Consider the following 25,076-nt stretch of genomic DNA (forward strand, 5'->3'; position numbering starts at 1 on the left):
GCCCGATATAGCGGCACAGAATACATCGAGGGGACCTTCACGACTGCTTGCATGACGTGAACGTGTCAGCGGGACGCGCTATCACGGCTTTTCGTGCTGCATTGCAATATTTTCCATACGCATTCGCATGGTCCCCCCAAGCCAGCTAGAATCAGGGTCCCACCCCCGAACCGGTTGCTGTCGCAGGACCGGATGATCTCCAGCAAATGTGAGCCGGCCAGCGGCCGGCGCTACAAGGACCCCGTACCAGATGAAAATCCTCGTCGCGTACAAGCGCGTGGTGGACTACAACGTCCGCATTCAGGTCAAGCCGGACGGTTCCGGCGTGGTCACCGACGGCGTCAAGCTGTCGCCCAACCCCTTCGATGAAATCGCGCTGGAAGAAGCCCTGCGCCTGCGCGACAAGGGCATCGCCAGCGAAGTGGTGGTCGCCACCATCGCTCCGGCCGATGCCCAGGCGCACCTGCGCAACGGCCTGGCCATGGGCGCCAACCGCGCGGTCCATGTGGTCACCGACCAGGCCATCCAGCCACTCACCGCCGCACGCACCCTGCTCAAGCTGATCGAGAAAGAACAGCCGGACCTGGTGATCCTCGGCAAGCAGGCCATCGACGATGACGCCAACCAGACCGGCCAGATGCTGGCCACGCTCTGGGGCCGCCCGCAGGCGACCTTCGCCAGCAAGCTCGAGGTCGCCGACGGCAAGGCCACGGTGACCCGCGAGGTCGACGCCGGCCTGGAAACGCTGGAAGTGGACCTCCCGGCGGTGGTCACCACCGACCTGCGCCTGAACGAACCGCGCTTCATCAAGCTGCCGGACATCATGAAGGCCAAGGCCAAGCCGCTGGAGACCCTGCAGCTGGCCGATCTGGGCGTTGAAGCCGCCGACACCTTCAAGACCACCCAGTACGCCGCGCCGTCCAAGCGCAGCAAGGGTGTGATGGTCAAGGACGCGGCCGAACTGGTTGCCGCACTCAAGCAGAAGGGGCTGCTGTAATGAGCAAGATTCTCGTCATCGCCGAACACCACGACGGCAAGCTCAACGCCGCCACCGCCAAGACCGTCAGCGCCGCCGCTGCCATCAGCGGTGCCAGCATCGATGTGGTGGTGCTGGCCGCCGATCCGGCCGCCGTCGCCGCTGAAGCCGCGAAGATCGCCGGCGTTGCCAAGGTCCTGACCGTGGCCAACGCCGCCAACGCCCAGGCCATCGCCCAGGTACTGGCCCCGCAGATCGCGCAGCTGGCCAAGGGCTATACCCATGTGTTCGGCCCGTCGACCACCTTCGGCAAGGACCTGATACCGTGCGTGGCCGCCCTGCTCGGCGTCAACCAGGTCTCCGACCTGATGACCGTCGAAGGCAGCCACACCTTCAAGCGCCCGATCTACGCCGGCAACGCGATCATCACCGTGGAAGCCCCGGCCGACCAGATCGTGGTCGCCACCGTGCGTGCCGCGTCGTGGCCGGAAGCCGCCCAGGGCGGCAGTGCCGCCATTGAAGCGGCCAGCGTCGATGCTGCGCTGCCGACCCACACCCGCTTCATCGGCCTGGCCGCCGGTGCCAGCGACCGCCCGGACCTGCAGAGCGCCAAGCGCGTGGTCTCCGGTGGCCGTGGCGTCGGTTCGGAAGAAAACTTCAAGGTCATCTTCCAGCTGGCGGACAAGCTTGGTGCCGCCGTCGGTGCCTCGCGCGCCGCCGTCGATGCCGGCTATGTGCCCAGCGACCTGCAGGTCGGCCAGACCGGCAAGATCATTGCGCCGGAACTGTACGTGGCTGTCGGCATCAGCGGTGCCATCCAGCACCTGACCGGCATCAAGGATGCCGGCACGATCGTGGCGATCAACAAGGACGGCGATGCACCGATCTTCGAGATTGCGGATATCGGCCTGGTGGGGGATCTGTTTGCGATCCTGCCGGAGCTGGAAAAGGCACTGTAGGCGAACCGCTTGGCCACTCGCTCCCAATCAGGGGCGAGTGGCCCATTCGACCTTCCACACCTGGGCGCCAAACGCACGTGCGGCTGCAAGGCCCACGTCAGAGTCCTCGAACACCACGCACTCGTCGGCGCTTACTCCGAGCAATTGCGCAGCGCGCTGGAAAGGCTCTGGATCCGGCTTCTGCTTCTCAACGTCAGCGCTGGTCACCACCACCGAGAACAGGTCGTCAAGACCCTTCGCCTGCAGCAGCGGACCGACTGAACCCGGCGATGCCGCGGTCACCAGTGCGATACTCACGCGCGGTCGTAGCAGCCGCAGCGTTTCGACCAGCGCTTCATTGACACGAACCTGCGACGCCATGCCTGCATACAGACGGCGTTTGCGTTCAGCCACGCGTTCATGCACGCAAGGATGTCCTGGAAGCACCGACTGCAGCATGAGCCGCCACGCCAGGCGACCCACGGTCCGCTCCAGTGTGGCGTGATCGTAGGGCAGCCCCTCTTCGTCGAGCGCGAGGCGGTAGGCCGCCAGATTGACGGCATGCGTGTCGACCAAGGTCCCATCGAGATCGACGAGGACGGCCCTGATCATGACGGGCGCGCCGGATAGGCGATCTGGAACTCGCGCACCAACAGGCAAAGGCCCCCGAAGAAAGCGAGGCCGGCCTCACGGTTCGCGCGCAACTGATAAGGAATCAAGCGCAGATAGTTGACCAGCTCATGCAGGTATACCTGCTGCATTCCATCGGCTCCGAGGCGCTGGGTAAGCCCGTCCACCACATGGCGATAGACACTCTCGTACTGGAAAGAACGATGCAACCCAACTGTCAGCCTGTTGCCAACGAGGCTGGCGCGGGGTGCTTTGTGCAACGCCTCGTAGCCCAGATGCAGGGACTGCATCAGCTTGGCAAAGTCGATCAACGGAGACTGGAAGCCATTGACTGGATTGGGATCGATCAGGAACCAGCGCCCAGGCTCCAGTACGGTGCCCTCGAGCATGATGTTCTCGATAGTAAGGTCGCCATGAATGCTGGACTGCCGACGGTCCGTCAGTCGACCGATGAACGCTTCGGGGTCCTCCATCATTTCCAGCTGGGCCAGGTCGAAAGGCTCGCCGTTGAGCTCAATCCAGCCCATATCGAGTATGTCCTGGAACTCCGCGCGAATGGTGCGATAGTTCGCCACCACCTTGGTGGCAATGTAATCGGCCACTACCGCATCCGACGCAGGTTCGCAGGCGCTGATGGCATGGAAGCTGGACATCCGCTCGATGACGTCGTCCAGCAAGGCCATGGACATGTTGACCGGCTCGGAGTGAATACCCTCATACAGGTCGCGGCTTCCTCCTATGAACGCCATGTCATAGAAATAGTCTTCGCCATCGGCACGGGTTTCGATAATGTCCACCAGCGGAAGATCGCCGCGATAATTCTGCAACCATTCACGCTGGATGCGCAGCTTGGCTCCAAGCGCACCCGTCGCGAACTTGCGGACACGCAGCGTCCCGGCAACTTCCACCAGCGCAGTGACGGCACCAGATCCACCGTGGAAGATCCGGTGCACGAGAACGTCATCGATTCCGCGCTGCTCGAACTCGGAAAGCAAGCCGCCGCGTCCACGATAGTGCCTATCCAGAAACGCATTGTATTGGCCAAGCGAATTGAACGTCTGCGATCTCGACCTCAACTGACCTCCGCCGTAGGCCTCAAGCCTGCTGATCGCGCGCAGGCCACCACGCAGACCTGCCAACGCATTGAATCCCGACAGGTAGGCGTACACCAGGATGATCGGCACCGGCAGAATCAGGTAAGCCAGCAACCACGGGCTCTTCAACACAGCAAGGGATGCCGGCTGGCCTTGAGTGGTATCTCCGTAGACCGCAAGGAAGGTGGTGGCAACGTCTTGATCTGCACCCATGGAGAACAACGCCAGCGACGCAAGCGCCGCTCCCCACATCGCGACGGTCAACGCCCAGAAGCGCCCACGCGCAAGCAGTGACGGCTGCAGCAGCAACTGTGTCACCAGATAGCAGAAATGCAGGATCGCGCTCTTCAGGCTGTCGTTGAACAGCGACGCCAACATCAACAGGGCGCGACGTGATGCAGCGGAACACAACAGCAACACGAAAAACGCGCCCAGCGCGAACAATGTGACCAGCGAACCCAGCACCAGCTGCGGGGCAGCCGGCCAGCCGGGCAGCACCACGAGAAGCAGAACGAGTATGGCCAGATCGATCAGGCGCTCAACGAAGACTGTCGCCAGGACCGTGGAAAACCGCGTTCGCACGGTATAGGACAGCAGTCCAGTTCTGACAAGCTCGCCCAGCCGCAGGGGCAGCAATGCATTGATGAGGTAGCCAACGCTGAGTGCCGCGAGCGGGCGCGTATTGGACACTTCCACCCCGGACCGGGAAAGGATGACCCGCCAGCGAATGGTTCGGACAATATGCGAGAAAAGCAACAGCAACACAGCTGCGACAAAAAAGCCCGGTTTCATTCCAGCGGCCCTTCCAGCCGCTGCAGCTCTTCGCTCCGGAGAAGCGCCTCGCGATACTCTTCCGGCGTACCAAACGGAATATGAGAGTCCAGATCGAAGCCGCGCACTTCGCCTCCGGATGCCACGATGTCATTGTACAGACCGCTGACGAACAGCTCCGGATAGGGACAGGTGCGCTCATACGAGCGTGCCGCCGTTTCGATCAGGTGCATGCTGCGGAAACCATACAGGCCGGCGATGGCACGGTCACTGATTGCGACCTTCTCCGCAGTACGCTGCAGTCGCCCCTCCGCATCGTAAGCTGCGAAGGAGAAGTGCGGAGTTGTCGAACGAAAATGGGAAAGGAAGCCATCAGCCCCCCGCTCCAGCGCAGTGATCGCCTGCTTCAGGCGCGAGTAGGAGAACGCGTGGTCGCAGTCGTTGACCAGCACCGGCCCCTCACCCGCCAGGGCCCCGACCTTCAGCACAGTTTCCAAGGCCCCGGAGGTAACCTCAGGGATGGCCAGCACCTGTGCGTCAGGAAAGTATCTCTTGACCTGCGCGTCGATGCCGAAGCCATCGATATGCTCCTGCAGCACCACGAACACCAAACGCGCATGCGGAAGCTCGCGTAGCACGCTGCGGGTCGCCCAGTAGAAGAACGGCTTGCCGCCCAACTGGATCATTGGCTTGGGCAAGGGCTCACCCTGCTGGGCGAACCGTGAACCACGGCCGGCCATCGGCATGATCATGCACGCATCAGTCATTGGCCACCACCTTCCATGAGTAACGGGAGATCACCCGCTGCCGATGCTCGGCAGACGGGAAGGACGAGCGGGCAATCATCGCTCTCAATGCGATGCCCAGCGTCTGGAAAGATTGACGAACCAGTTTGACATTGGAGACCTGGTCGTCTTCGCGCCAAGAAATAGGCATGAACCTTATCCGATCCCCGCGAATGACCTGCGCGCAGAGCATCACGCAGTTGAATGTGAGGTTATCCGGGTAGCGCAAGACCTCATTGATCCGCAGGCGATTCACCCGATACATGTTGAGGCCGGCTCCCAGATCGTGGATACGTCGGCGCAGGCACAGGGAATAGATCGCGTTGAAGACGAAGTTGCCAAAAATCCGGAACCGTGAATAGCCCGGCGAATGCGACCCGGCCATGAAACGGCTTCCGAGGACCGCGTCAACGTCGAGTGCATCGGGGCGCTCAAGCACACTCCGGAAGTCTGCGATGGTGCCTTGATCGTCCCCATGCAATACGACCACCCAGTCGAAGCCGTGCTCAAGTGCATACTGGAAAGCAACCTTGTGCGAACCGCCAAGACCGTAGTTGGCATCGTTGGTCACCAGGGAAATATAGGCATCGCCGCGCTTACGCGCATGCTCTGCGACAACGTGCCGTGTTGCGTCGGTACTGCCATTGTCAACGACGATCACCTGTGACACGCAAGAGCGCACCCAGCCATCTTCCAGCTGTGCCAGTACGCGTAGGACTTGCCGCTCGCAGTTGTAAGCCGGCACAAACACCAATGTCCTATTGCTCATCTGCCTTTTTCCCTGAGATCCAGCGGGTAACAAAAAAATTGCACGCCAACGAGAGAGGCGTCACCAGTATCTTGGCGGCAATTGCCGCCGTCGTTGACTGCAGCGTGTACGCGGAGGAGAGATGGAGTGCGATCGCCTCAATCGCCGCCGCCGACAGCAGAATATTCACCTCAGTGTAGAAGAAGTAACCCAGAATCGGCTTCACACCGCGGCGCGCTCCATCGAACAGCAGCACCCTCGACACCACGAACACCGCCATCGCCGCCGTCGTCGCGCTGACGAGATTGGCCAGCCCAGGCGGCAAGGCCAGTGCATGGACAAGTCCAAAGAACAGGCACATGTCCAAACACCAGCCGAAGCCGGAGAACAGCACAAAGCCGAGCGCGCGCCGGGCTTCCTGCCACGCCGGCCAAGGCAGTTTCATCAGTTGCTCTCCAGGGGCTTATCCACACCAAGCGGTTCAGGATCCTCCGGAATCGCGCTCAACGTCTCCGCAGGAATCGCCTGGACGTCCTTGGCTTCCAGTCCGGCCTCCTTCAACCACGCTCCGTCCGCGATCCAGCGACGCTTGCCGTTCTTGACATAGAACCATCCATCCTGACGGCTTCCGTCCAGCGGGGCCCGGCGCACGATCTGCCCATCGTAGAGATCAGCAGTGCGGGTGGCTCCACCGTTGGTCGCAATGGGTCCAGTGTCGGCGGTGATCGGGCTGGGATTCTCCGCAATGGTCGCCAGCTCGGCAGCACTGATCTGCACAACATCATCCGTTGTCAGCCCCTGCGTTTCCAGCCACTTGCCATCCAGTATCCAACGCCGCTTGCCTTCGGACACATAGAACCATCCATCGTCCTTGCCGCCACTCTGCGCCGGACGGCGCACCACCTGGCCTTCGTAACGGATGGCCGCCGCCGAAGGAGGCCTGTCAAGATCATCCGACACAACCGCCGAAATCAACGGAAGGTCGGCATAGGCCCTGGTTTCCGTCGCCGCGCAGCGCGCAAGCAGCGCAGCAGTCAGTTCTTCCTTCGGCACTTCGGTTGAAAAGCCCTCAGGCGCAAATGGAATGAAGGCGCGGGGACCATCGCGCATCGCGGTTTCGCAGATGCTCTTGGTCCACGTTGGAACGGAGTGCCAATGCATGGATGGGCTGTTCAATTCGAACCGTCCGGCGGAGGTCGCCAGCAACGGAACTGCCAATGCAGCTGCGACCGCCTGCCCCCACCTGCTGCGACAGGCCGTCAGCACCAGGCTGGTGAAGAACAGCAGATTCAGTCCAGTGAAGTAGCGGTCCGGGAACGTACTGCTGTAACCATCAAAGATCGCCGACAAGCCGGATCGCATGACCAGCATGGCGGCCAGGTTGACCAGCGTCGCCCCCCAGAACAGGTACAAGGGATAACCCGCTGAAACTGCTGGCAGCTCTGCAGACCTGCGCGTCCGCCACAACTGCGCAGCTACCGCGACCACCACTGCCACCACGATGAGCAATACGGAGGCATCTGTCAGCGAAGAATAGAACCAGAAAACAATCGGATACAGGAGCGATCGGGCCATTGCGAACTCTACCCACGCCTCAACCTTGACCGGCATGGAGGCAGCGCCTGTATCGCTGAAGGTCTGACTGGTCAACATCAGCAACGGCAGCAGCGCGGTAAGCCCCACCAGCATGGCCGCGACCAGATCGCCACGACGGCGTTCATGCATGAATCTCAGCAACAGCAACCCGCAGGCTACGCCTGCCACACCGATCCCCACCGGGAATGTGAGTCCCGATATCAAGGAGAATACGAGGCCTATGGCGATACCTACACGACGGCGACTGCCGGGCAGGAACAATGGCAGCAGCAGCAGTGTCTGCAGATAGGGGAACATGAATCCCAGGTTGAGGATCCGCCCATAGATCTCATTCGCGTCTCCACCTACAGGCAGAAGCGCGATTGAAAGTACGATGGCGGCAACTCCCCAGAACGGAAGGTGGCCGCGGAATACGCGCACAGCCACCAGCACCATGCCCGCACTGAACATGTTAGACAACACGAACAACACAAGAGGCAGATAGTAGAGATTGCCCCCCAGGAATACGTCGATTACCCAGCTTGCAATCTGCAGAAATATGATGAAACCAACGATCGGAAAGACTCTGGTATCGAACGCAGTGTCATAGAAACCGCGGGTCAACAGATCCCCGAACCAGGTGCCATCCTCGGCATACAATGATGGATAGGTGATGGGGTCCAGATTCCGCAGGCAGAACAGCGTGAAAGCCGCAATGAAGAGCAACGTCATCCCGATCAGCCGGAGTGCGTTCTTGTTTTTTGTCAATGGACTCTTCATATCTGCCGCGCTGTTGAACTGAAACGAATAGTAAAAACCGAGGCCGACCGCCTCGGTGATTTTTCAAACGACCGCATGCTGGGGCCGGGAGCAGATCGTGCTCCCGGCCCCCAGAACAGCAGCAGACCCGTTACTGACCCAGCGGATTCGGATCCTCTGGAATCTGGGCAAGCTCGGCCGCGGGGATCTCGATTACTTCGGCCGGACTACGGCCGTGCTCGGCCAGCCAGGCGCCATTGCTGATCCACCGACGCTTGCCCTGCTCAACGAAGAACCAACCATCTTCTTTGCCACCGTCACTGGCAGGGCGGCGCACGATCTTGCCCTCGTACTTTTCAGCAACCGGGTTGGCAGCTGCCGGCGCAGGCTCCGCAGCCGGATTTTCCGCAGCTGGGGCCGGCTGGCCTTCGGCGGCCGCACGCTCAGCCGGAGACTTGCCGCATGCGGCAAGACCCAGCGCGATAGCCAGAACAACAACTCCATTCCTAATCTGATTCATCGAACCTGTTCCCCTTTGGATAGTGTTTTTCGAAAGCACTTGAATCGATCAACTCAGCGATTTGCCAACGCGTGGAACTGACTACCGATCGATGCAGCAGGCGGCGCGAAGACCGGCGCGTTCATGAAGCTGGCAACGCGGGCAAGGCTTTCATCCCAGCCCGAGCGCGCCTTCATTTCTTCCGCGGCAGTCCTGCGCATTCCCTCGAGGTTCGCATGGTTCTCCAGAGCGTAGACCAGCGTCTGCGCCAGGCAGTTTGCGGTGGGCGGTGAAAGCAGGCAATTGCTGCCATCGCGCAACAGCCACGTGTTGGCCTCGTTGTGGTTGGTAACCACGGTAGTACCGCAGGCCATCAACTCGAACGGCAGATACGAGGGATGCTTCGTCATCATCATGACGAAGCCCGCATGGCAACTGCGGTAGAGGTTACCGGTCTCACGATAGGGCAGAAGGCCCACGCTTTCCACCACCCCAACCAGATCGAATTCAGCCGGATCCCAGCCCGTACCCGCACAGATGATCTGCACGCGATCGCCCATTCGCGCCTTCACCTTGCGCAGCGCAGCAGCAGCAAGTTCGAACGCGTTGCGGGGCGTGCCCGGGCGCGCGTAGTAGAACAGGCGCTTCACTGATGCGTGGTCGTCGCGCTCACCCGCGCCCGGATGGAACACCGTCGTATCCACGCTTGGCTGCAGCAGCACCGCAGAACCACCGTACTGCTGCTCGTAGATTTCCTTGAGGGTCTGCGTGTTGCAGATGCCCAGGAAACCGAAGCTGTAGGTGAATTCAGCCTGTGCGTAAGTGCTGCCCGCCGGATAGAAGGCCGGTTCGAAGTCCTGCATCATGTAGAACTTCAACCCGGTGTTCTCCACACCCACCAGCACATAGGCGGTGGTCCACAGGGTCGCCACAGAATAGTCCGAAGGCGGTATCTGGGCGATCTTCTCGCCACTGTCGAGCACGATCACTTCCGAATTCGCCAGCCCCGGGAATGCCTTGCCCAGGCTTTCCTGCATGGCCACAGGATCGGCCTGGCCGCAGATCAGGAATCGCTGCTTCATCCCCGAGCTGCGGTGCAGACTCTCGGCCAGGCGGAGAATAGTCATCACCCCGCCATAGAATGGATTGTCGAAGTAAGGCAGATACCAGGCACAGACCCGTTGGGCAGGGTCGGCAGCAACCCGCTCGGGGTGCTGCTGCTGTTGCGACAGACTTGCCACATCGAGATCGATGATCTGGGCCAGGGCCAATGCATCGCTGGTGTAGCCCGCCCAGATGGAAGCATTGGCGGGGACGACACGATCACCACGGAGTGCGCGAACGGCCGAAAGAATCCTTTTTTTCATTTGTTGAGCCTCAGGGGACTGACTTGCCGGAACGCCGGATTGAAGTACGGGTCAGCTCGATACTTTTCGCCGTCGTTAGACCAGGCAGCCTGCGCGCCAGAAGGCATGTAGACCACAGCAAAGGGATCGATCAAGCCTCTTCCGCCGCCCGATTCGATGCTCCCAGTGCAGATACGCGTGAATGCCTGCTGCATTTCCACGTCTCCGCAAGGAAAACGTGACGCAGTTTGGAACTTCGTCATCTTAAACGCAATCGCGAACGGTGAAGCAGCCCGCATGTTTCGGTACCACTGCGCACCGCCAAACCAGCCATACTCGTGCGGATGTGCGCCGTGAAACAGTGGCGCACTGCTGCCGTCAGCGGCGACAACCCGCCCAGCCTCTTCCACTCGACCGTCCTCGCGGACCGCCAACGCGGAGGTCCAGGCGATATCCGGATGGTGGTGGACCCATCCCAGCAGTTCATTCAGCAATCCTTCCGACAAGCCTACAGCCCGGCCATCAATCATCACGACGCCCGCCGATGCAGCATCCAGCCAATCGGCCACGGCCAACCAGCTAAACGCATCCTGCCGGCGGAGCACGAACCGGCTGTCGGGCAGATTCGCAAATGCCTGCAGTTCGGCACTCGCCTCACCCACGTGAACAGCATGAATGTGCTTGATGCTGGAAAGGTCGGAGACCAGAAGAAGGTTCAGCGTATGCACGAGCTGTTGCGTGGTGCCGGTCTGGATGACAACCACCTCGGAAGCCGATGCAAGCGGCGGCCAGGAGATGTGGAACAACCCCTGATCGGTTCGCTTCACCTGCGCAGGCAGCCCGCGGCTTGCAAAATAGTTCTTCTGCGCGCGCAACTGGCCCATGATCGCGTACGGCTTGGTCTGCAGCCCGGATGCGGTCGACGTCGGCAGGATGCGCCAATGGTAGTGAATGGACGGGACATGCAGGATCCTGCGTGCCGCAGAAGTCACGCGGAAGAAAATGTCCCAATCCTGGGCGCCATCGGTTTCCTTGTTCCATGCACCTGCCTGGCGGACCACCGAGGTCCGCATGAGGTTCAGATGGGTCAGATAGTTGACCGAATGCAGCATCTCCGGACTCCACTGCGGCTTGAACAGTGCGTTCATCCGGCACGTCCCGTCAGCGTTGATGGAGTCCTTGTCCGAGTACAGGAAATCGACTTCGGCGCCCCCTTCCTGCATCGCCGCTACCATGTCGAACAGCGCCCAGGGCGTAATCGTATCGTCGTGATCGAGCAACGCCACGAACTCGCCCTCTGCGTGTTCGAGAGCGGCATTGGAGTTCTCTGAAATACCGCCGTTGGCGGCCAAGAGTATCGCCTTGTGCCGCGGGTCGGAGACACAGCGCTGCTTCAACCATTCCCATCCTTCCAGGTCGTCCACATCGGCCCATGCCAGGCAGGTTTCCCACTCACCGTAGGTCTGCAGTTCGACACTCTGCAGTGTCTCCTCCAGTACTTGGCGCGGAACCTTGTAGATCGGAATGATCAGCGACACCCGCGGGCGGTAGCTGAACGCCTGCGCGGCAGAGGCCTGCTCGGCCAATGCCTGCGGAGACAACTCGGTCACAGCGATGTAGTCGGCCAGATCCTGACAATCCGCACGCAGTGCAGGATTGAAACCTGCCTGCGGCCGGGTCAATGCAATTCCTTCGGCAGAGCGCTGCTGACGGCCCAATGCACGGGCATGACGCGCCTCAGCCTTGCGGATACCCCAGTTCAGCGCGCGCGCGCGCAAGCCTCCCTGAGCATTCCAACGCTGGTAGATCCGCTCAAAGGCGCGCCCTGCTTTGGCGCCAATCGTCTCAGACCGCTGCTGCGCCTGGTACAGATCCCGTGTCAGCGCAGCAATAAGATCGTCGCGGTCTTTGATGTCGCCGATCAGCCGCTGACGGCGAACGCCCACTTCCAGCAGCCCCTGCTCGCGCTCCCGCAAGCGCTGGGCCGACTCGCTTTCGTGCACTGCGATCGAACGCTGGTGGGCAGCGCGCTCCGCCTCAAGGCTGGCGATGATCGCAGCGCGCAATTCACGCTCGTGAGCGATCTCCGCTTCCATGGTGGCCCGAGCTGAAACCTGCTCCGCTTCAAGCGCAGCCAATGCCGTCACCGCTGCGCGACACTCGACCTGAGCGGCGATGGTCCGCTCACGCTCCTTGCCGAGTTCATGCGAGATCTCATCTACCTTCAGCCGCAGCACCTCCCGCTCTGATTCGGCACTCTCCAGTTCCGCCTCCAGTGCGGCGATGGCAGTTGCCAGTTCATGCCGCCCATGGGAGTCCTCGGCGGCGCTCTGCAGTGCCACCAGCTGCTCATTGGCGTGATGCAACTGTTGGCTTTTCTCGTTCACCGTGACGATGCTGCGCTCGTGCTCCGCGCGCACATAGGCAAGGTCGCCCTCAAGGTTGGCCACCTTGCCGCCAAGCACATGCACCTCGTTCTGCCACCAGTCCCTCGCGTAGGCCAGCGCCACGGCGTGGCCCAGCGCTGCGAACAGATGGGCAACGAGGTTGCGCTGATCGCCATCAAGCGTTCCGAGCCTCTTTACCCCTTCTGGAGCGTTCTCACCGACCACCAGGACACCCAGCCCATGAGAGTGGCTGAACTCAAAGGACGGGTACTGGGAAGAGAGCTCAGCCCACAGGCGCCAGACCCCGAAATCGCCCTGCCGCTCCTGCGTGTCATGGAACAGGACCACGGCACGGTCGGACAGCTTCGGCATCCAGCTTTCAAAGTCGTGACGTACCGCCTCGTAGGTATGCAGGCCATCAATATGCAGCAGATCGACACTGCCGTCGTCGAACTTTTCCAGTGCCTGATCAAACGTGCAGCGCAGCAGCTTGGAGAAATCGTTGTACTTTCCATCATGGTATTCACTCAGCCCTGCATGGACCGAGTTTCCATAGAACGCAGCGTGCTCATCGCCCTCCCACGTGTCCACGGCATACGCGCGCGTGCCAAGGCCCAGCTCCTGGATCGTCTGGCAGAAGCTGAGATAGGACGCGCCATAGTGGGTACCCAGCTCAACGAACATCGCCGGACGCAGTGCCTCGACTATCCAGCCAGCGAAGGGAATATGCCCGTGCCAGGCGCTCGGCGGCAGCTTCAACGGCCTGATGAAGGCAGAGTTGTTCAGTTCGATCATCGTCCGTTCTCCTGTTCTTCTTTGCTCTGCGCGCTGGCAATGAACTGCTCTACGGACCCACCGCAGAGCAATGGGACCATCTCGGAAATCTTTTCAAGCGGCCAGTTCCACCACTCGATCCGCTGCAGAGCCTGGATCTGGGCATCGTCGAAGCGGTAACGCACCACTCGGGCCGGATTGCCCACCACTACAGCGAAAGGCGGCACGTCCTTCGCCACAACAGCCCTCGCGCCGATGATGGCGCCATTGCCTACAGTCACTCCTGACATGATCGTGGCGCCATGTCCTATCCAGACGTCGTTGCCGATGCGGGTCGGGCCGCGCGTGGCCGGATGACCGTCGGCATGCGCATCCGGGTGGCCAAGCGCGATCCGCAAGGGAAACGTCGTGACCCACTGCGCGTTGTGCTCACCGCCGCCAAAGATCGCAACCTCGTCGGCAATGGAACAGAACGCACCAATGCTGATCGATTCATGCTCGGCCCATATGCGGAAGTTCGGGCTGCCATAGGTGAACCGACCGATCTGGATGCGCGGATCGTGAACCACCGTTTCAGGAATAAGGGAACCGGTCATGCGGACTCCCCGCTGGTGCCCAGCGACTTGACGGCCACACGCTCGAACGGGACGCCAACCAGGCCATAACGCAGCTTGGTCGATGCGACCTTTATCAGCACGGCATCGTGCAGCCAATGATGCTGGACATTGTCCCAGGGATTGCCTTCCGCGATCGAGACCGTCATCGAGTAGTCCCCGTCAGGCAGAAGCGGAATGGTGAAATCGAACTCGGCTTCCAGCGTTTCTCCTGCGGCCATGGAGCAAGGCTGAGGGACGTATGTATAGGTGTGCTCACCGAAAAGGGACTGCCCCAGGCGATCCTTGACGAAGAAACCGATAATGGTGCTTTCGAGTGCACGTACCGCCGACGCCCGTATCCGCAGCGTCACCTGTTCGCCGCCACGGAATACGTTCAGCGGGCTCAGACCACGGTCCAGCAGCTCGACCGATTCGATGCGGGCCGCCTCGGACGTCCAACCATCGGAATTGTGGATGTTGGAGAACAATGTGAGCTTGGTTTCTTCCTCAACCTGGCTTGCCTCCCTGCGCTCGGGAACCACCTGCTCCTTGGGTCGCTCGCCCTTGATGCTCTTCAGCTTTACTGCTTCGCCATAGACTTCCTGCGCGCAATACTCGATGTACTCAGTCACAACATCCTGCGCCGATGCATGCATGCGCACGTGACCCTTATCCAGCCAGATGGCGCGGTCACAGAAGTTCAGGACCGATCCGGTATCGTGGCTCACAAACAACAAGGTTCCACGCTCGCGGAACGAGCGCAGGAAGCGCATGCATTTCTGCACGAACACGCTGTCGCCAACAGCCAGCGCCTCGTCTACGATCATGATGTCGGCATCGACATGGGCAATTACCGCAAAGGCAAGCCTCACATACATGCCGCTTGAGTACACCTTCACCGGCTGGTTGACGAAATCACCGATATCGGCGAACGCAAGAATGTCCTCGTAGCGTTCGTCGATCTCCTGGCGCGTGAGGCCCAGCAGGGTGGCACTCATGTAGACGTTTTCGCGGCCGGTGAACTCAGGATTGAAGCCAGCACCCAGCTCAAGCAGTGCTGCTACGCGTCCGTGGATATGGGCACTTCCGGTCGTCGGCGTCAGCGTCCCGCAGATGAGCTGCAGAAGCGTTGATTTTCCCGCGCCGTTGCGGCCGACGATGCCGACAGCTTCCCCCCGACGCACGTCAAAGCTGACGTCCCGCAATGCCCAGTATTCGCGGAAATAGTCACGTCGTGCCCGACCCATAAGTCCCGAGACACGCGGAAGGATGAACTGTTTCAGTCGATCGCGCGGATGCTCATAGATCTGGTAAAGCTTGGAGAGCGACTCCACGTGGATGGCCACAGGCCGCTCTTGCGGCACCTGCACATTGCCCGTTGCATTGGCGTCAGAGGACATCTGCAAATCCTCGTCGGGTTTTCTGGTAGACATAGAAAGCTACGCTCAAAAGTACCAACGCAGCCGCCATCGTGATGAACCACCCTGAGAGCTCCGGAATTTCACCGAAAATCAGCAGCTTGCGCGCCTGCTCTACCGGGTAGGTGATGGGACTGAACCGGATCCAGGCGCGGAACTGCTCCGGCAGGCTCGAGGTGGGGTAGACGATGGGAGACAGGAAGAAGAGCACCGTAGTGATCATCACCGTCAGCTGGCCGATGTCCCGAAGATAGACACCGATGGCGGCGAAGAGATAGGTGAATGCCACCGTCATCAGCAGGAGGGGCAGCAGCAGCAACGGCAGCAGGAGAGCAGTCCAGGGCAGATACTGGACCATGGCGAACTGCACAACCAACAGCACGACAACGCTGATTGCAAGGTGGAAAAGCGCCGAGGCAACGGAAACCCATGGAAGGATTTCCAGCGGGAAGACAACCTTTTTCACGTAGCTGACATTGGACAGGATCAGGGACGGCGCGCGATTGATGCAATCGGCGAAGAACCCGTGAATCATCAAGCCAACGAACAGGATCAGGGCAAACTCACCCGTGGATTGCGCCGCACCACCTGCCCAGCGGACCTTGAATATCGAGGAAAACACCAGCGTATAGACCGCGAGCATCAATAGCGGATTGAAGAACGACCACGCAACTCCAGCCAAAGAACCACGATATCGGGCGATGACTTCACGCTTGGCCAATTGATAGATCAACGAACCGTGTTTTGCCAACGAGGCCAGAAGAGCGCCGGGCCCTGCTGATTGGGTATGCATGTCAGTCATGAATTCGTATTGGGTTCGCGCGGCCGACTTGAACGGAACAACGGGGTGTAGCAGTTTCCAGAAGAAGTTCGTTCACACCAACGCCCTCTCCAGATCCACCTGCAGATCCCCCAGCTCCTCCACGCCCACGCTCAGCCTTACCAGCGCATCGCTGATACCCAGCTGTTCCCGCCGCGCGACCGGAATCGAGGCATGCGTCATCACCGCCGGATGGTTCACCAGGCTTTCCACGCCGCCCAGCGACTCGGCCAGGGTGAACAGCTCGGTCTTCTCGCAGAAGCGCTTGGCCGCCTCGAAACCGCCCTTGAGCACGATCGAAACGATGCCGCCGTAGCCGGCCATCTGCCTGCCCGCCAGCTCATGCTGCGGGTGCGACGGCAGGCCCGGGTAGATCACCTTCTCCACCGCCGGGTGCTTTTCCAGCCACTGGGCCAGGGCCAGCGCGTTGGCGCAATGCGCCTTCATACGCAGCGGCAGGGTCTTCAGGCCACGCAGGGCCAGGAAGCTGTCGAACGGACCCTGCACGCCACCCACCGAGTTCTGCAGGAAGGCCATCTGCTCGGCCAGTTCGGCGTTGTCGCCGACCACCACCATGCCACCGACCATGTCCGAGTGGCCGTTGAGGTACTTGGTGGCCGAATGCAGCACCAGGTCCGCCCCCATCTCCAGCGGACGCTGCAGCATCGGCGAGGCGAAGGTGTTGTCGACCACCACGATCAGCCCATGGCGCTTGGCGATGGCGGCGACCGCGGCGATATCCACGATCTTCAGCATCGGGTTGGTCGGGGTCTCGATCCACACCATCTTCGTCTTCGGCGTGATGGACGCTTCAAAGGCCGCCAGATCGGTCAGGTCGACGAAGCTGAAATCCAGCCCGGCGGTGCGGCGACGCACACGCTCGAACAGGCGGAAGCTGCCGCCATAGATATCGTCCATCGCCACCACGTGGCTGCCGGCGTCCAGCAGTTCAATCACGGTCGAGCTGGCCGCCATGCCCGAGGCGAAGGCGAAGCCGCGGGTGCCACCTTCCAGCGACGCTACGCAGCGCTCGTAGGCGAAGCGGGTCGGGTTGTGGGTACGCGAGTACTCGAAGCCCTGGTGCTCGCCCGGGCTGGACTGCGCATAGGTCGAGGTGGCGTAGATCGGTGGCATCACCGCGCCGGTGCTGGGGTCGGGCGATTGGCCGCCGTGGATGGCCAGCGTGGCCAGGGCCAGGGCGCGATCCTGGGAAGTAGCGTTGGACATGTTCTTTCCTGAGGGGCGCCGACACGCGGCGCCATCGAAGGTGCGGAAGTCTACCAGCGCGGCCTTAACGACCTTTGACGCGGATAAACCGGGATTCAGCAGCGAACGTCGGCGATCAACGGCTTACTGCACGCGACGGCGCAGATAGTTCAGCAGGTCGATACGGGTGATCAGGCCCAGGAAGGCGTTGCCGTCCATCACGATCGCCACCTGGCCGCGGTCGAACACCGGCAGCAGCGCCTCGATCGGCGACTTCACGTCCAGCCGGTCCAGCTTGCTGACCATCGCCGTGGCGACGGTGTCGCGGAAACGCGCTTCGTCACCATAGACGTGCAGCAGCACGTCGCTTTCGTCGACGATGCCGACCAGCTGGTCACCGTCCATCACCGGCAGCTGCGACACGTCGTACAGCTTCATGCGCTGGTAGGCGGTGGTCAGCAGGTCGTTCGGGCCGATCACCACGGTGTCGCGCTGGCCGTACGGGCGCAGGATCAGGTCGCGCAGGTCACCGTGCTGCGGGCGCTCCAGGAAGCCGTTGTCCAGCATCCAGTAGTCGTTGTACATCTTCGACAGGTACTTGTTGCCGGTATCGCAGACCAGCACCAGCACCTTCTTCGGCGTGGTCTGCTCCTTGCAGTACTTCAGTGCCGCGGCCAGCAGGGTGCCGGTGGACGAACCGCCGAGGATGCCTTCCTTGCCCAGCAGCTCGCGCGCGGTGTGGAAGCTCTCGGCATCGCTGATGGCGTAAGCCTTCTTGACGCGGCTGAAGTCGGAGATCGACGGCAGGAAGTCCTCGCCGATGCCCTCCACCAGCCAGCTGCCCGACTTGTCGTTGAGCACGCCGTCATTGATGTATTCGGCCAGGATCGAGCCGACCGGATCGGCCAGCACCAGCTCGGTCTTCGGCGACAGCTTGGCGAAGGCACGCGACAGGCCGGTCATGGTGCCGGAGCTGCCGCAGCCGAACACGATGGCGTCGAGGTCGCCGCCCATCTGCTCCAGGATCTCCGGGCCGGTACCGAATTCATGCGCGGCCGGGTTGTCCGGGTTGCCGAACTGGTTGATGAAGTAGGCGCCCGGGGTCTGCTCGGCGATGGTCTTGGCCAGGTCCTGGTAGTACTCCGGATGGCCCTTGGCCACGTCCGAGCGGGTCAGGCGGACTTCGGCGCCCATCGCCTTCAGGTTGAAGATCTTCTCGCGGCTCATCTTGTCGGGAACGACCAGGATCAGCTTGTAACCCTTCTGCTGCGCGACCAGGGCCAGGCCCAGCCCGGTGTTGCCGGCGGTACCCTCGACCAGGGTCGCACCCGGCTTCAGGTCGCCGCGCTGCTCCGCCGCCTCGATCATCGACAGGCCGATGCGATCCTTGATCGATCCACCCGGGTTGGCGCTTTCGAGCTTCAGGTAGAGCTCGCAGACGCCGGTGTCCAGGCGCTGGGCCTTGACGATCGGGGTCTGGCCGATGAGTTCGAGGACGGAAGAATGAATGGGCATTCGGAGGACTTTCGGTTCGCGCCGCAGGGGGCCGGACCGATGATTATCCGTCGGATGGCGATGAATGTCAGGTCGGCGCGGAGACGGGCCGCAAGCCCGCAGAAAGAGATGCGGACGGCCCCGGATCGACGAGGAGACCGGTACCGCCCGCATCGGTGAGTTGTGCCTGCAGGCCAAGGCACCACCGCCTGTGGTGCCTTGGCGCGGCCGCCTCATCGGCGGTGCCGCGATGCCGGGGCAGGAGCGCCCGGCGGGGCCATCGATGGCCGGGTCACGCCGTTCCAGGCGTGACGGGGTGCGTCAAAGCGTGGGGGACGTCGTTGGGAGCGGTGTTTCGTACATTCGCAGAAGTCGTTGCTTGGCCAGCAGCTTCTCGCGCTTCATGCGACCCAGGGTGACATCATCGATCGGGAGTACACCCAACTCCGCGTCCATGCACTTCTTGTTCAACTTGCGGTGCTGGTCATGGAGCGCCCTGAACTCCGGATCACGCGCGCGACGTGCGTCGATCTCGCTCTGGGGCTGATCTTCAAACATGATGGACCTCCTTCGACAGATACACGAACGCCCCGGCCGCAAGGCACGGGGCGTTGTTCATGGAGGAGCGCCGGTCGATGGCCACCTGGACGCCTGCAACGACCTGCAGCACTGGCCTGCGCACGTCGATCTGCTGCGGTTCGCGCCCTGCTTGCATCGGCCCGGCCCTCCCATCGTCCGGTCCGCGGCATTGCGTCCCGGACGATTGACCCTACGCCTGCTAAAGGCGGGGTACAAGACCCCTGCGTCAAAAAGACCGAACCCCGCCGGGGCGGGGTTCAGGCTGAATGCTCATCACAACGAAAAACAAACAATATCAAGCAATTACGGGGCGATGATGACTTCGGCTGAACGTGCCTGGGTGGAGGCCGCCTTCTTGCCGGCAAGCTGGATCCGGTTGCTCGCGACACCCGCCGCAACCAGGGCATCGCGCAGGGCCTCGGCACGCTTCTGGCCTACGCCGTTGGCACTGTCGTAAGCCTCGATGCGCAGGCGGCCCTTCTTGCCGATGTTCAGGTATTCGGCCAACGCCTTGGCCTGGTTGCGGGCGCCGCCGGACAGGCTGGAGGCGCCGGCGGCAAACGCATCGCCACGGAAGGTGAAGACCTCGCCGCGGCCATCGAACTTCGAGCCCGGCAGCTTCTGACCGGACACCAGCTCGGCTTCCTCGCGGGCGAGCTTGGCGGCGTTCTGCTGGGCGGCGCTGAGGCGCTGCTGCTGCTTGCCGGCGACGCTGGTCAGGGCGTTCTCGGCGTCCTGGCGGGCCAGGGTCTCGGCCTCGGCGGCCTGGCGCAGGCGTTCAGCCTCCTCGGCCTGCATCTGTGCCTGCATGCGCAGCTGCTCGGCCTCCTGGCGGGCGCGGGCGGCGTCGCGGCGGCTGGCCTCGATCAGCAGGTCGCTGCGGGTCCGCTCCAGGCGGTCGACCTCGCGGGCGGCCAGCGCGGTACGCACGGCCGTCTCGGCGATCTCCACCCGGCGCTCGGCCAGGTAGGTGGCCAGCTCCTGGTCGCGGCGCTTGGCCTTGTCCAGGGTGGCGATGGCCTGCTGGGCCTGCATGCGCTCGAAGGCGCCCAGCTCAGCGGTATCCGGGTTGGCCTGGATGGCCATCAGGCGCTGGCTCAGCTGCGCCACCATCGGGTTGTCGGCGGCCACGGCCAGGGTCGGCAGCGCCAGCAGCGCGGCCAGGGTTGCGGCAGTCATCGGCTTCACCGGCGATCCTCCCCGGTCGACAGCTGGCGTTGCAGCTGGTTGACCTCGTTGCGGCGCAGCTGCAGCTGGGCGGTCACGGTGGCTTCCTCGCTGCGCACGCGGGCCAGGTCGGCATCGGCGGCGGCACGCAGGGCCATGGCCGGGGCATTCTTGCGCTCGCGGCGGTCGCCGGCGGCGCGCTGGGCCTGCTCCAGCCCCTGCCGGGCCAGCCCGATCAGGTCCGGGGCGTACTGGTCGGCATCGGCCTGGGTGGCCTTGTCGACCGCCTGCCGGGCCTGGGCCAGTTCCATCGCGCCATCCTGCGCCCAAGCGGGGGCAGACAGTGCGAATGCAAACGCCATCACATACAGGCTGTGGCGCATTCGTGCGAAGCTAAGTCGTTTCATTGGGGAGGCCGTACCGGTTGTCGGTTCACGGCCATTGTCGTCAAGCCGACACCGTGCTGGCAACGGGCGTCGGCCGTTTCGTTGGGGAAAATTCGCAATGGATATCGGCTACTTCCTGAAGCTGATGACCGAAAAGAACGCTTCGGACATGTTTCTGACCACCGGGGCACCGGTCTACATCAAGATCGAGGGGAAGCTCTATCCGCTGGGCAACACCGGCCTGCCGCCGGGCATGGTCAAGAAGATCGCCTACTCGCTGATGGACGAAGGCCAGGTGCCGCAGTTCGAGCGCGAGCTGGAACTCAACATGGCCATCGCCCTGCCCGATGCCGGTCGCTTCCGCGTCAACGTGTTCAAGCAGCGGGGCGAGGTCGGCATGGTCATCCGCGCCATCCGCAGCCGGATTCCGAGCATCGAGGAGCTGAACCTGCCGCAGGTGCTGAAGGACGTCATCATGACCCCGCGCGGGCTGGTGCTGGTGGTGGGGTCCACCGGTTCCGGCAAGTCCACCTCGCTGGCGTCGATGATCGACCACCGCAACAGCACCACCACCGGTCACATCCTCACCATCGAGGATCCGATCGAGTACCTGCACAAGCACAAGATGTCGATCGTCAACCAGCGCGAGGTCGGGCTGGATACCCATGCCTTCCACAACGCGCTGAAGAACGCGATGCGTGAAGCGCCGGACGTGATCCTGATCGGTGAAATCCTGGATGCGGAGACGATGGAGGCGGCGATCGCCTTCGCCGAAACCGGCCACCTGTGCCTGGCCACCCTGCACTCCAACAACGCCGACCAGACCATCGAGCGCATCCTGAACTTCTTCCCGGAAAGCGCGCACAAGAACGTGCTGATGAACCTGGCGCTGAACCTGCGTGCGGTGATCAGCCAGCGCCTGGTGAAGAACAAGGAAGGCCGTCGCCTGCCGGCAACCGAAGTACTGCTCAACACGCCGATGATCCGCGACCTGCTGCGTCGCGGCCAGGTGCACGAGATCAAGGCGGCGATGGAAGCATCGCTGGAAGAGGGCATGGAGAGTTTCGACCAGTGCCTGTTCCGGCTGGCCAAGGCCGGCACCATCGAACAGGAGGAAGCGCTGCGCGCGGCCGACTCGCGCGATGGCCTGGCGCTGAAGTTCCGCCTGTCCGAAGGCAGCAGCGGCGAGCATGACCCGTACGCGGATTTCTCGGCCGGCGCACCCAGCATCACCCACGGCTTCTGACCGCACGAAAAAGGGGACGGAGGGGATCAAGTCGTAAGTGCATATACGACTTGATCCCCTCCGTCCCCTTTTCCTGAAAAATTCAGGGGCCGTCTCATCCAATGAGACCCCTCATCCGTAGGTTTCCTCAATGGAAACCATCCGCAAGCTGGCCATTCTGGCCGATGCCGCCAAATACGACGCCTCCTGCGCCTCCAGCGGCTCGGGCAAGCGCGATTCGCGCGCCAGCGGCGGTATCGGCAGCACCGAGGGCATGGGCATCTGCCACAGCTATACGCCCGATGGCCGCTGCGTATCGCTGCTGAAGATCCTGCTGACCAACTTCTGCGTCTACGACTGCGCCTATTGCGTCAATCGCGTGTCCAGCAATGTGCCACGCGCGCGCTTCAGCGTGGACGAGGTGGTCACGCTCACCCTGGACTTCTACAAGCGCAACTACATCGAGGGCCTGTTCCTCTCCAGCGGCATCATCCGCAATGCGGACTACACCATGGAGCAGATGGTGGAGGTGGCCCGGCAACTGCGCGAAGAACACCGCTACGCCGGCTACATCCACCTCAAGACCATTCCCGAGGCCTCGCCGGAACTGCTGGCCAGCGCCGGGCGTTACGCCGACCGCCTGTCGATCAACGTCGAACTGCCCACCGAAGCCGGGCTGAGTGCCTTGGCGCCGGAGAAGACGGTGCACTCGATACGCGGCGCGATGGGCGAACTGCGTTGGCGCATCGAGGAAGCCAAGGAGGCGCGCAAGGCCCCCGCAGCGGTGGCGCCGACGGCCAGCCGCAGCGCACGCCCGCGCCCTCCCCGTTTCGCCCCGGCCGGGCAGAGCACGCAGATGATCGTCGGCGCGGACGGGGCCAACGACCAGCAGATCCTGGCCAGCGCCGACAGCCTGTACGGCAGTTACCGGATGCGCCGGGTCTACTACTCCGCGTTCAGCCCGATTCCCGATGCCAGCCGGCAGCTGCCGCTGCAGCCCCCACCCCTGCAACGCGAGCACCGGCTGTACCAGGCCGACTGGCTGTTGCGCTTCTATGGCTACGGCGTGGACGAGATCACCGACACCACCCAGGGCGGAATGCTCGATCTGGACATCGATCCGAAGATGGCCTGGGCGATCCGCCATCCCGAACGCTTCCCGGTCGATCTGAACCGTGCACCGAAGGAATTGCTGCTGCGGGTGCCCGGCCTGGGCGTGCGCAATGCAGAGCGCGTGCTGATGGCGCGCCGGCACGGGCGCCTGCGCGTGGCGGACATCGCCCGCCTGAAGGCGCCGATGAGCAAACTGCTACCGTTCGTGCTGTTGGCCGACCATCACCCGCGCAAGGCATTGGATGACCCGGCCGCGCTGCGAGCACAACTGGCCCCGCCGCCGCGCCAGGGATCACTGTTCGATGCACCGCCGGCAGCCTGACGCGCCGCGCTGGTCGCAGCGGGTGGATCCGCCGTGGTCGCTGCAGGCCTGGCGCGACGGCGCGCGTGATGCGCTGCTGCGGGGCGTGCGGCCCGAGCAATTGGACTGGCTCGAAGGCGGCGAGGCTTCGCTGCTGGATGCGCCGCCGGTGCAGCAGGCACCGGTGGCGGCACAGGCAAGCGTTCCCGGCGTCCCGCGCGAATTCCTGGAACTGGCCGACACCTGCCTGTGCCATGGCGAACCGCAGCGCCTGTCACTGCTGTACCGGCTGCTGTGGCGGATCACCCATGGCGAACGCGCGGTGCTGACCAATCCCGCCGATGCCGATGTGCTGCGTGCGATGACATTGGCCCAGGCCGTCCGCCGTGACACGCACAAGATGAAGGCATTCGTGCGCTTCCGCGAGGTGCCTGGCCAACCTGATGCGTTCATCGCCTGGTTCGAGCCACAGCACCACATCGTCGACCGGGTCGCGCCGTTCTTCGCACGCCGCTTCACCGGCATGCGCTGGGCCATCCTCACTCCTTCGCGCAGCGTGGCGTGGGATGGACAGGCGCTGACCTTCGGCCCCGGCGCACGCCGCGAGGACGCCCCGGCCGAGGATGCGCGCGAGGCCCTGTGGCAGACCTATTACGCCAGCATCTTCAATCCGGCCCGGCTCAACACCCGGATGATGATGCAGGAGATGCCGGCCAGATACTGGCGCCACCTGCCCGAGGCGCAGCTGCTGCCGCGCCTGGTGCGCGATGCGGGCGATCGCGTGCAGGAAATGCATGACCGGCCCGCGCAGGCACCCCAGCGCAGGATTCCCATGCGTGGGGACGCTGCGGCAGCGCGCCCAGATACCGCCAGCCTGCAGACGCTGCGACAGCAGGCCAGCGCCTGCCGCCAGTGCCCGCTGTGGGAGACCGCCACACAGACGGTGTTCGGCCAGGGGCCGGCCGATGCGCGGGTGATGGTGATCGGCGAGCAGCCTGGCGATACCGAGGATCTGCGCGGCCAGCCGTTCGCCGGCCCTGCCGGCCAGTTGCTGGACCGCGCATTGGCCGAGCTGGGAATCGATCGCGCCACGCTGTACCTGACCAACGCGGTGAAGCACTTCCACCATGAGCGGCGTGGCAAGGTGCGGCTGCACAAGCGGCCGGAAAGCCGCCACATCCAGGCCTGCCGGCCGTGGCTGATGGGCGAGATTGCGCGCGTGCGGCCGCAGCTCATCGTCTGCCTGGGCGCAACCGCGGCAGCCTCGGTATTTGGCCGTGATTTCAATCTGTCGCGCGACCGTGGACGGTGGCACACGCTGGAGGAAGGCACCCGCGGCTACGCCACCGTGCACCCGGCGTGGGTGCTGCGGCAAGGCGATGGCGCGCGCCGCGAACGGGCCTATGCACTGTTCCGCGATGATCTCGCGCAACTGCTGCAAAAAGGGGACGGAGGGGATTAAGTCGTGAATGCACTTGCGACTTGATCC

22 protein-coding genes are annotated in these 25,076 nt (G+C 62.8%); 5 read left to right on the top strand and 17 right to left on the bottom strand.

Features of this window, described 5'->3' with window-relative positions:
- Nucleotides 1-250: 250 nt before the first annotated feature.
- Nucleotides 251-997: an electron transfer flavoprotein subunit beta/FixA family protein gene (locus AC5P68_RS03625; protein WP_033835593.1), complete on the top strand. Its 747-nt coding sequence runs from the start codon at nucleotides 251-253 to the stop codon at nucleotides 995-997.
- On the top strand, nucleotides 997-1,935 hold the full coding sequence (locus AC5P68_RS03630) for an electron transfer flavoprotein subunit alpha/FixB family protein (protein WP_033835592.1): 939 nt from the start codon (nucleotides 997-999) through the stop codon (nucleotides 1,933-1,935). Before AC5P68_RS03625 ends, AC5P68_RS03630 begins: the two co-directional genes overlap by 1 nt.
- 27 nt (nucleotides 1,936-1,962) lie before the next feature.
- Here the strand turns inward: AC5P68_RS03630 and AC5P68_RS03635 are convergent, their stop codons facing one another.
- The 17 genes from AC5P68_RS03635 to AC5P68_RS03715 all read right to left on the bottom strand — a co-directional run bounded on the left by AC5P68_RS03635 (nucleotide 1,963) and on the right by AC5P68_RS03715 (nucleotide 20,945).
- The gene (locus AC5P68_RS03635; RefSeq protein WP_049397552.1) at nucleotides 1,963-2,526 is read right to left on the bottom strand and encodes an HAD family hydrolase; all 564 of its coding nucleotides are present in this window, start codon (nucleotides 2,524-2,526) and stop codon (nucleotides 1,963-1,965) included.
- Nucleotides 2,523-4,430 carry a lysylphosphatidylglycerol synthase transmembrane domain-containing protein gene (locus AC5P68_RS03640; RefSeq protein WP_033835590.1) on the bottom strand — a complete coding sequence of 636 codons (1,908 nt, stop codon included), beginning with the start codon at nucleotides 4,428-4,430 and terminating at the stop codon, nucleotides 2,523-2,525. The genes AC5P68_RS03635 and AC5P68_RS03640 overlap by 4 nt, the downstream gene beginning before the upstream one ends.
- The gene (locus AC5P68_RS03645; protein ID WP_049402806.1) at nucleotides 4,427-5,161 is read right to left on the bottom strand and encodes a glycosyltransferase family protein; all 735 of its coding nucleotides are present in this window, start codon (nucleotides 5,159-5,161) and stop codon (nucleotides 4,427-4,429) included. Before AC5P68_RS03645 ends, AC5P68_RS03640 begins: the two co-directional genes overlap by 4 nt.
- A gap of 7 nt (nucleotides 5,162-5,168) precedes the next feature.
- The gene (locus AC5P68_RS03650) at nucleotides 5,169-5,963 is read right to left on the bottom strand and encodes a glycosyltransferase family 2 protein (RefSeq protein WP_033835588.1); all 795 of its coding nucleotides are present in this window, start codon (nucleotides 5,961-5,963) and stop codon (nucleotides 5,169-5,171) included.
- Nucleotides 5,953-6,387, bottom strand: a complete 435-nt coding sequence (locus AC5P68_RS03655) for a GtrA family protein (protein WP_033835587.1) — start codon at nucleotides 6,385-6,387, stop codon at nucleotides 5,953-5,955. Before AC5P68_RS03655 ends, AC5P68_RS03650 begins: the two co-directional genes overlap by 11 nt.
- Nucleotides 6,387-8,249 carry a hypothetical protein gene (locus AC5P68_RS03660; RefSeq protein ID WP_152905571.1) on the bottom strand — a complete coding sequence of 621 codons (1,863 nt, stop codon included), beginning with the start codon at nucleotides 8,247-8,249 and terminating at the stop codon, nucleotides 6,387-6,389. The genes AC5P68_RS03655 and AC5P68_RS03660 overlap by 1 nt, the downstream gene beginning before the upstream one ends.
- A 178-nt stretch (nucleotides 8,250-8,427) precedes the next feature.
- Nucleotides 8,428-8,796 carry a hypothetical protein gene (locus AC5P68_RS03665; protein WP_051188019.1) on the bottom strand — a complete coding sequence of 123 codons (369 nt, stop codon included), beginning with the start codon at nucleotides 8,794-8,796 and terminating at the stop codon, nucleotides 8,428-8,430.
- Between the two features lie 53 nt (nucleotides 8,797-8,849).
- On the bottom strand, nucleotides 8,850-10,142 hold the full coding sequence (locus AC5P68_RS03670) for a glycosyltransferase family 4 protein (RefSeq protein ID WP_152905570.1): 1,293 nt from the start codon (nucleotides 10,140-10,142) through the stop codon (nucleotides 8,850-8,852).
- Entirely contained in the window at nucleotides 10,139-13,303 is a 3,165-nt protein-coding gene (locus tag AC5P68_RS03675; RefSeq protein WP_053091559.1) for a class I SAM-dependent methyltransferase, read from the bottom strand. The genes AC5P68_RS03670 and AC5P68_RS03675 overlap by 4 nt, the downstream gene beginning before the upstream one ends.
- Nucleotides 13,300-13,878: a CatB-related O-acetyltransferase gene (locus AC5P68_RS03680; protein ID WP_033835933.1), complete on the bottom strand. Its 579-nt coding sequence runs from the start codon at nucleotides 13,876-13,878 to the stop codon at nucleotides 13,300-13,302. Before AC5P68_RS03680 ends, AC5P68_RS03675 begins: the two co-directional genes overlap by 4 nt.
- The gene (locus AC5P68_RS03685) at nucleotides 13,875-15,278 is read right to left on the bottom strand and encodes an ABC transporter ATP-binding protein (RefSeq protein WP_049397550.1); all 1,404 of its coding nucleotides are present in this window, start codon (nucleotides 15,276-15,278) and stop codon (nucleotides 13,875-13,877) included. Before AC5P68_RS03685 ends, AC5P68_RS03680 begins: the two co-directional genes overlap by 4 nt.
- Nucleotides 15,268-16,098 (bottom strand): ABC transporter permease, encoded by an 831-nt coding sequence (locus AC5P68_RS03690; protein ID WP_080240930.1) that lies wholly within the window; start codon nucleotides 16,096-16,098, stop codon nucleotides 15,268-15,270. Before AC5P68_RS03690 ends, AC5P68_RS03685 begins: the two co-directional genes overlap by 11 nt.
- Before the next feature lie 72 nt (nucleotides 16,099-16,170).
- Complete coding sequence (locus AC5P68_RS03695) at nucleotides 16,171-17,343, bottom strand: cystathionine gamma-synthase (protein ID WP_231522893.1); 1,173 nt, start codon at nucleotides 17,341-17,343, stop codon at nucleotides 16,171-16,173.
- Between the two features lie 123 nt (nucleotides 17,344-17,466).
- Complete coding sequence (locus AC5P68_RS03700) at nucleotides 17,467-18,837, bottom strand: pyridoxal-phosphate dependent enzyme (RefSeq protein WP_005407965.1); 1,371 nt, start codon at nucleotides 18,835-18,837, stop codon at nucleotides 17,467-17,469.
- Nucleotides 18,838-19,137: 300 nt separating this feature from the next.
- Complete coding sequence (locus tag AC5P68_RS03705; RefSeq protein ID WP_005407964.1) at nucleotides 19,138-19,374, bottom strand: HP1242/YdcH family protein; 237 nt, start codon at nucleotides 19,372-19,374, stop codon at nucleotides 19,138-19,140.
- Nucleotides 19,375-19,698: 324 nt separating this feature from the next.
- Nucleotides 19,699-20,583, bottom strand: a complete 885-nt coding sequence (locus AC5P68_RS03710) for an OmpA family protein (RefSeq protein WP_005407962.1) — start codon at nucleotides 20,581-20,583, stop codon at nucleotides 19,699-19,701.
- Nucleotides 20,580-20,945: a DUF4398 domain-containing protein gene (locus AC5P68_RS03715; RefSeq protein WP_005407961.1), complete on the bottom strand. Its 366-nt coding sequence runs from the start codon at nucleotides 20,943-20,945 to the stop codon at nucleotides 20,580-20,582. Before AC5P68_RS03715 ends, AC5P68_RS03710 begins: the two co-directional genes overlap by 4 nt.
- Before the next feature lie 121 nt (nucleotides 20,946-21,066).
- On the opposite strand from AC5P68_RS03715, the gene AC5P68_RS03720 reads away from it, so the two are divergent.
- From AC5P68_RS03720 to AC5P68_RS03730, 3 genes are all read left to right on the top strand, one after another.
- Nucleotides 21,067-22,194 (top strand): PilT/PilU family type 4a pilus ATPase, encoded by a 1,128-nt coding sequence (locus tag AC5P68_RS03720; RefSeq protein ID WP_004141526.1) that lies wholly within the window; start codon nucleotides 21,067-21,069, stop codon nucleotides 22,192-22,194.
- Nucleotides 22,195-22,324: 130 nt separating this feature from the next.
- Nucleotides 22,325-23,608 (top strand): putative DNA modification/repair radical SAM protein, encoded by a 1,284-nt coding sequence (locus AC5P68_RS03725; protein ID WP_184013749.1) that lies wholly within the window; start codon nucleotides 22,325-22,327, stop codon nucleotides 23,606-23,608.
- Nucleotides 23,589-25,049, top strand: a complete 1,461-nt coding sequence (locus AC5P68_RS03730) for a UdgX family uracil-DNA binding protein (protein ID WP_059036186.1) — start codon at nucleotides 23,589-23,591, stop codon at nucleotides 25,047-25,049. Before AC5P68_RS03725 ends, AC5P68_RS03730 begins: the two co-directional genes overlap by 20 nt.
- Nucleotides 25,050-25,076: the final 27 nt, after the last annotated feature.

This window comes from Stenotrophomonas sp. YJH_SMC_58 (assembly GCF_059369635.1).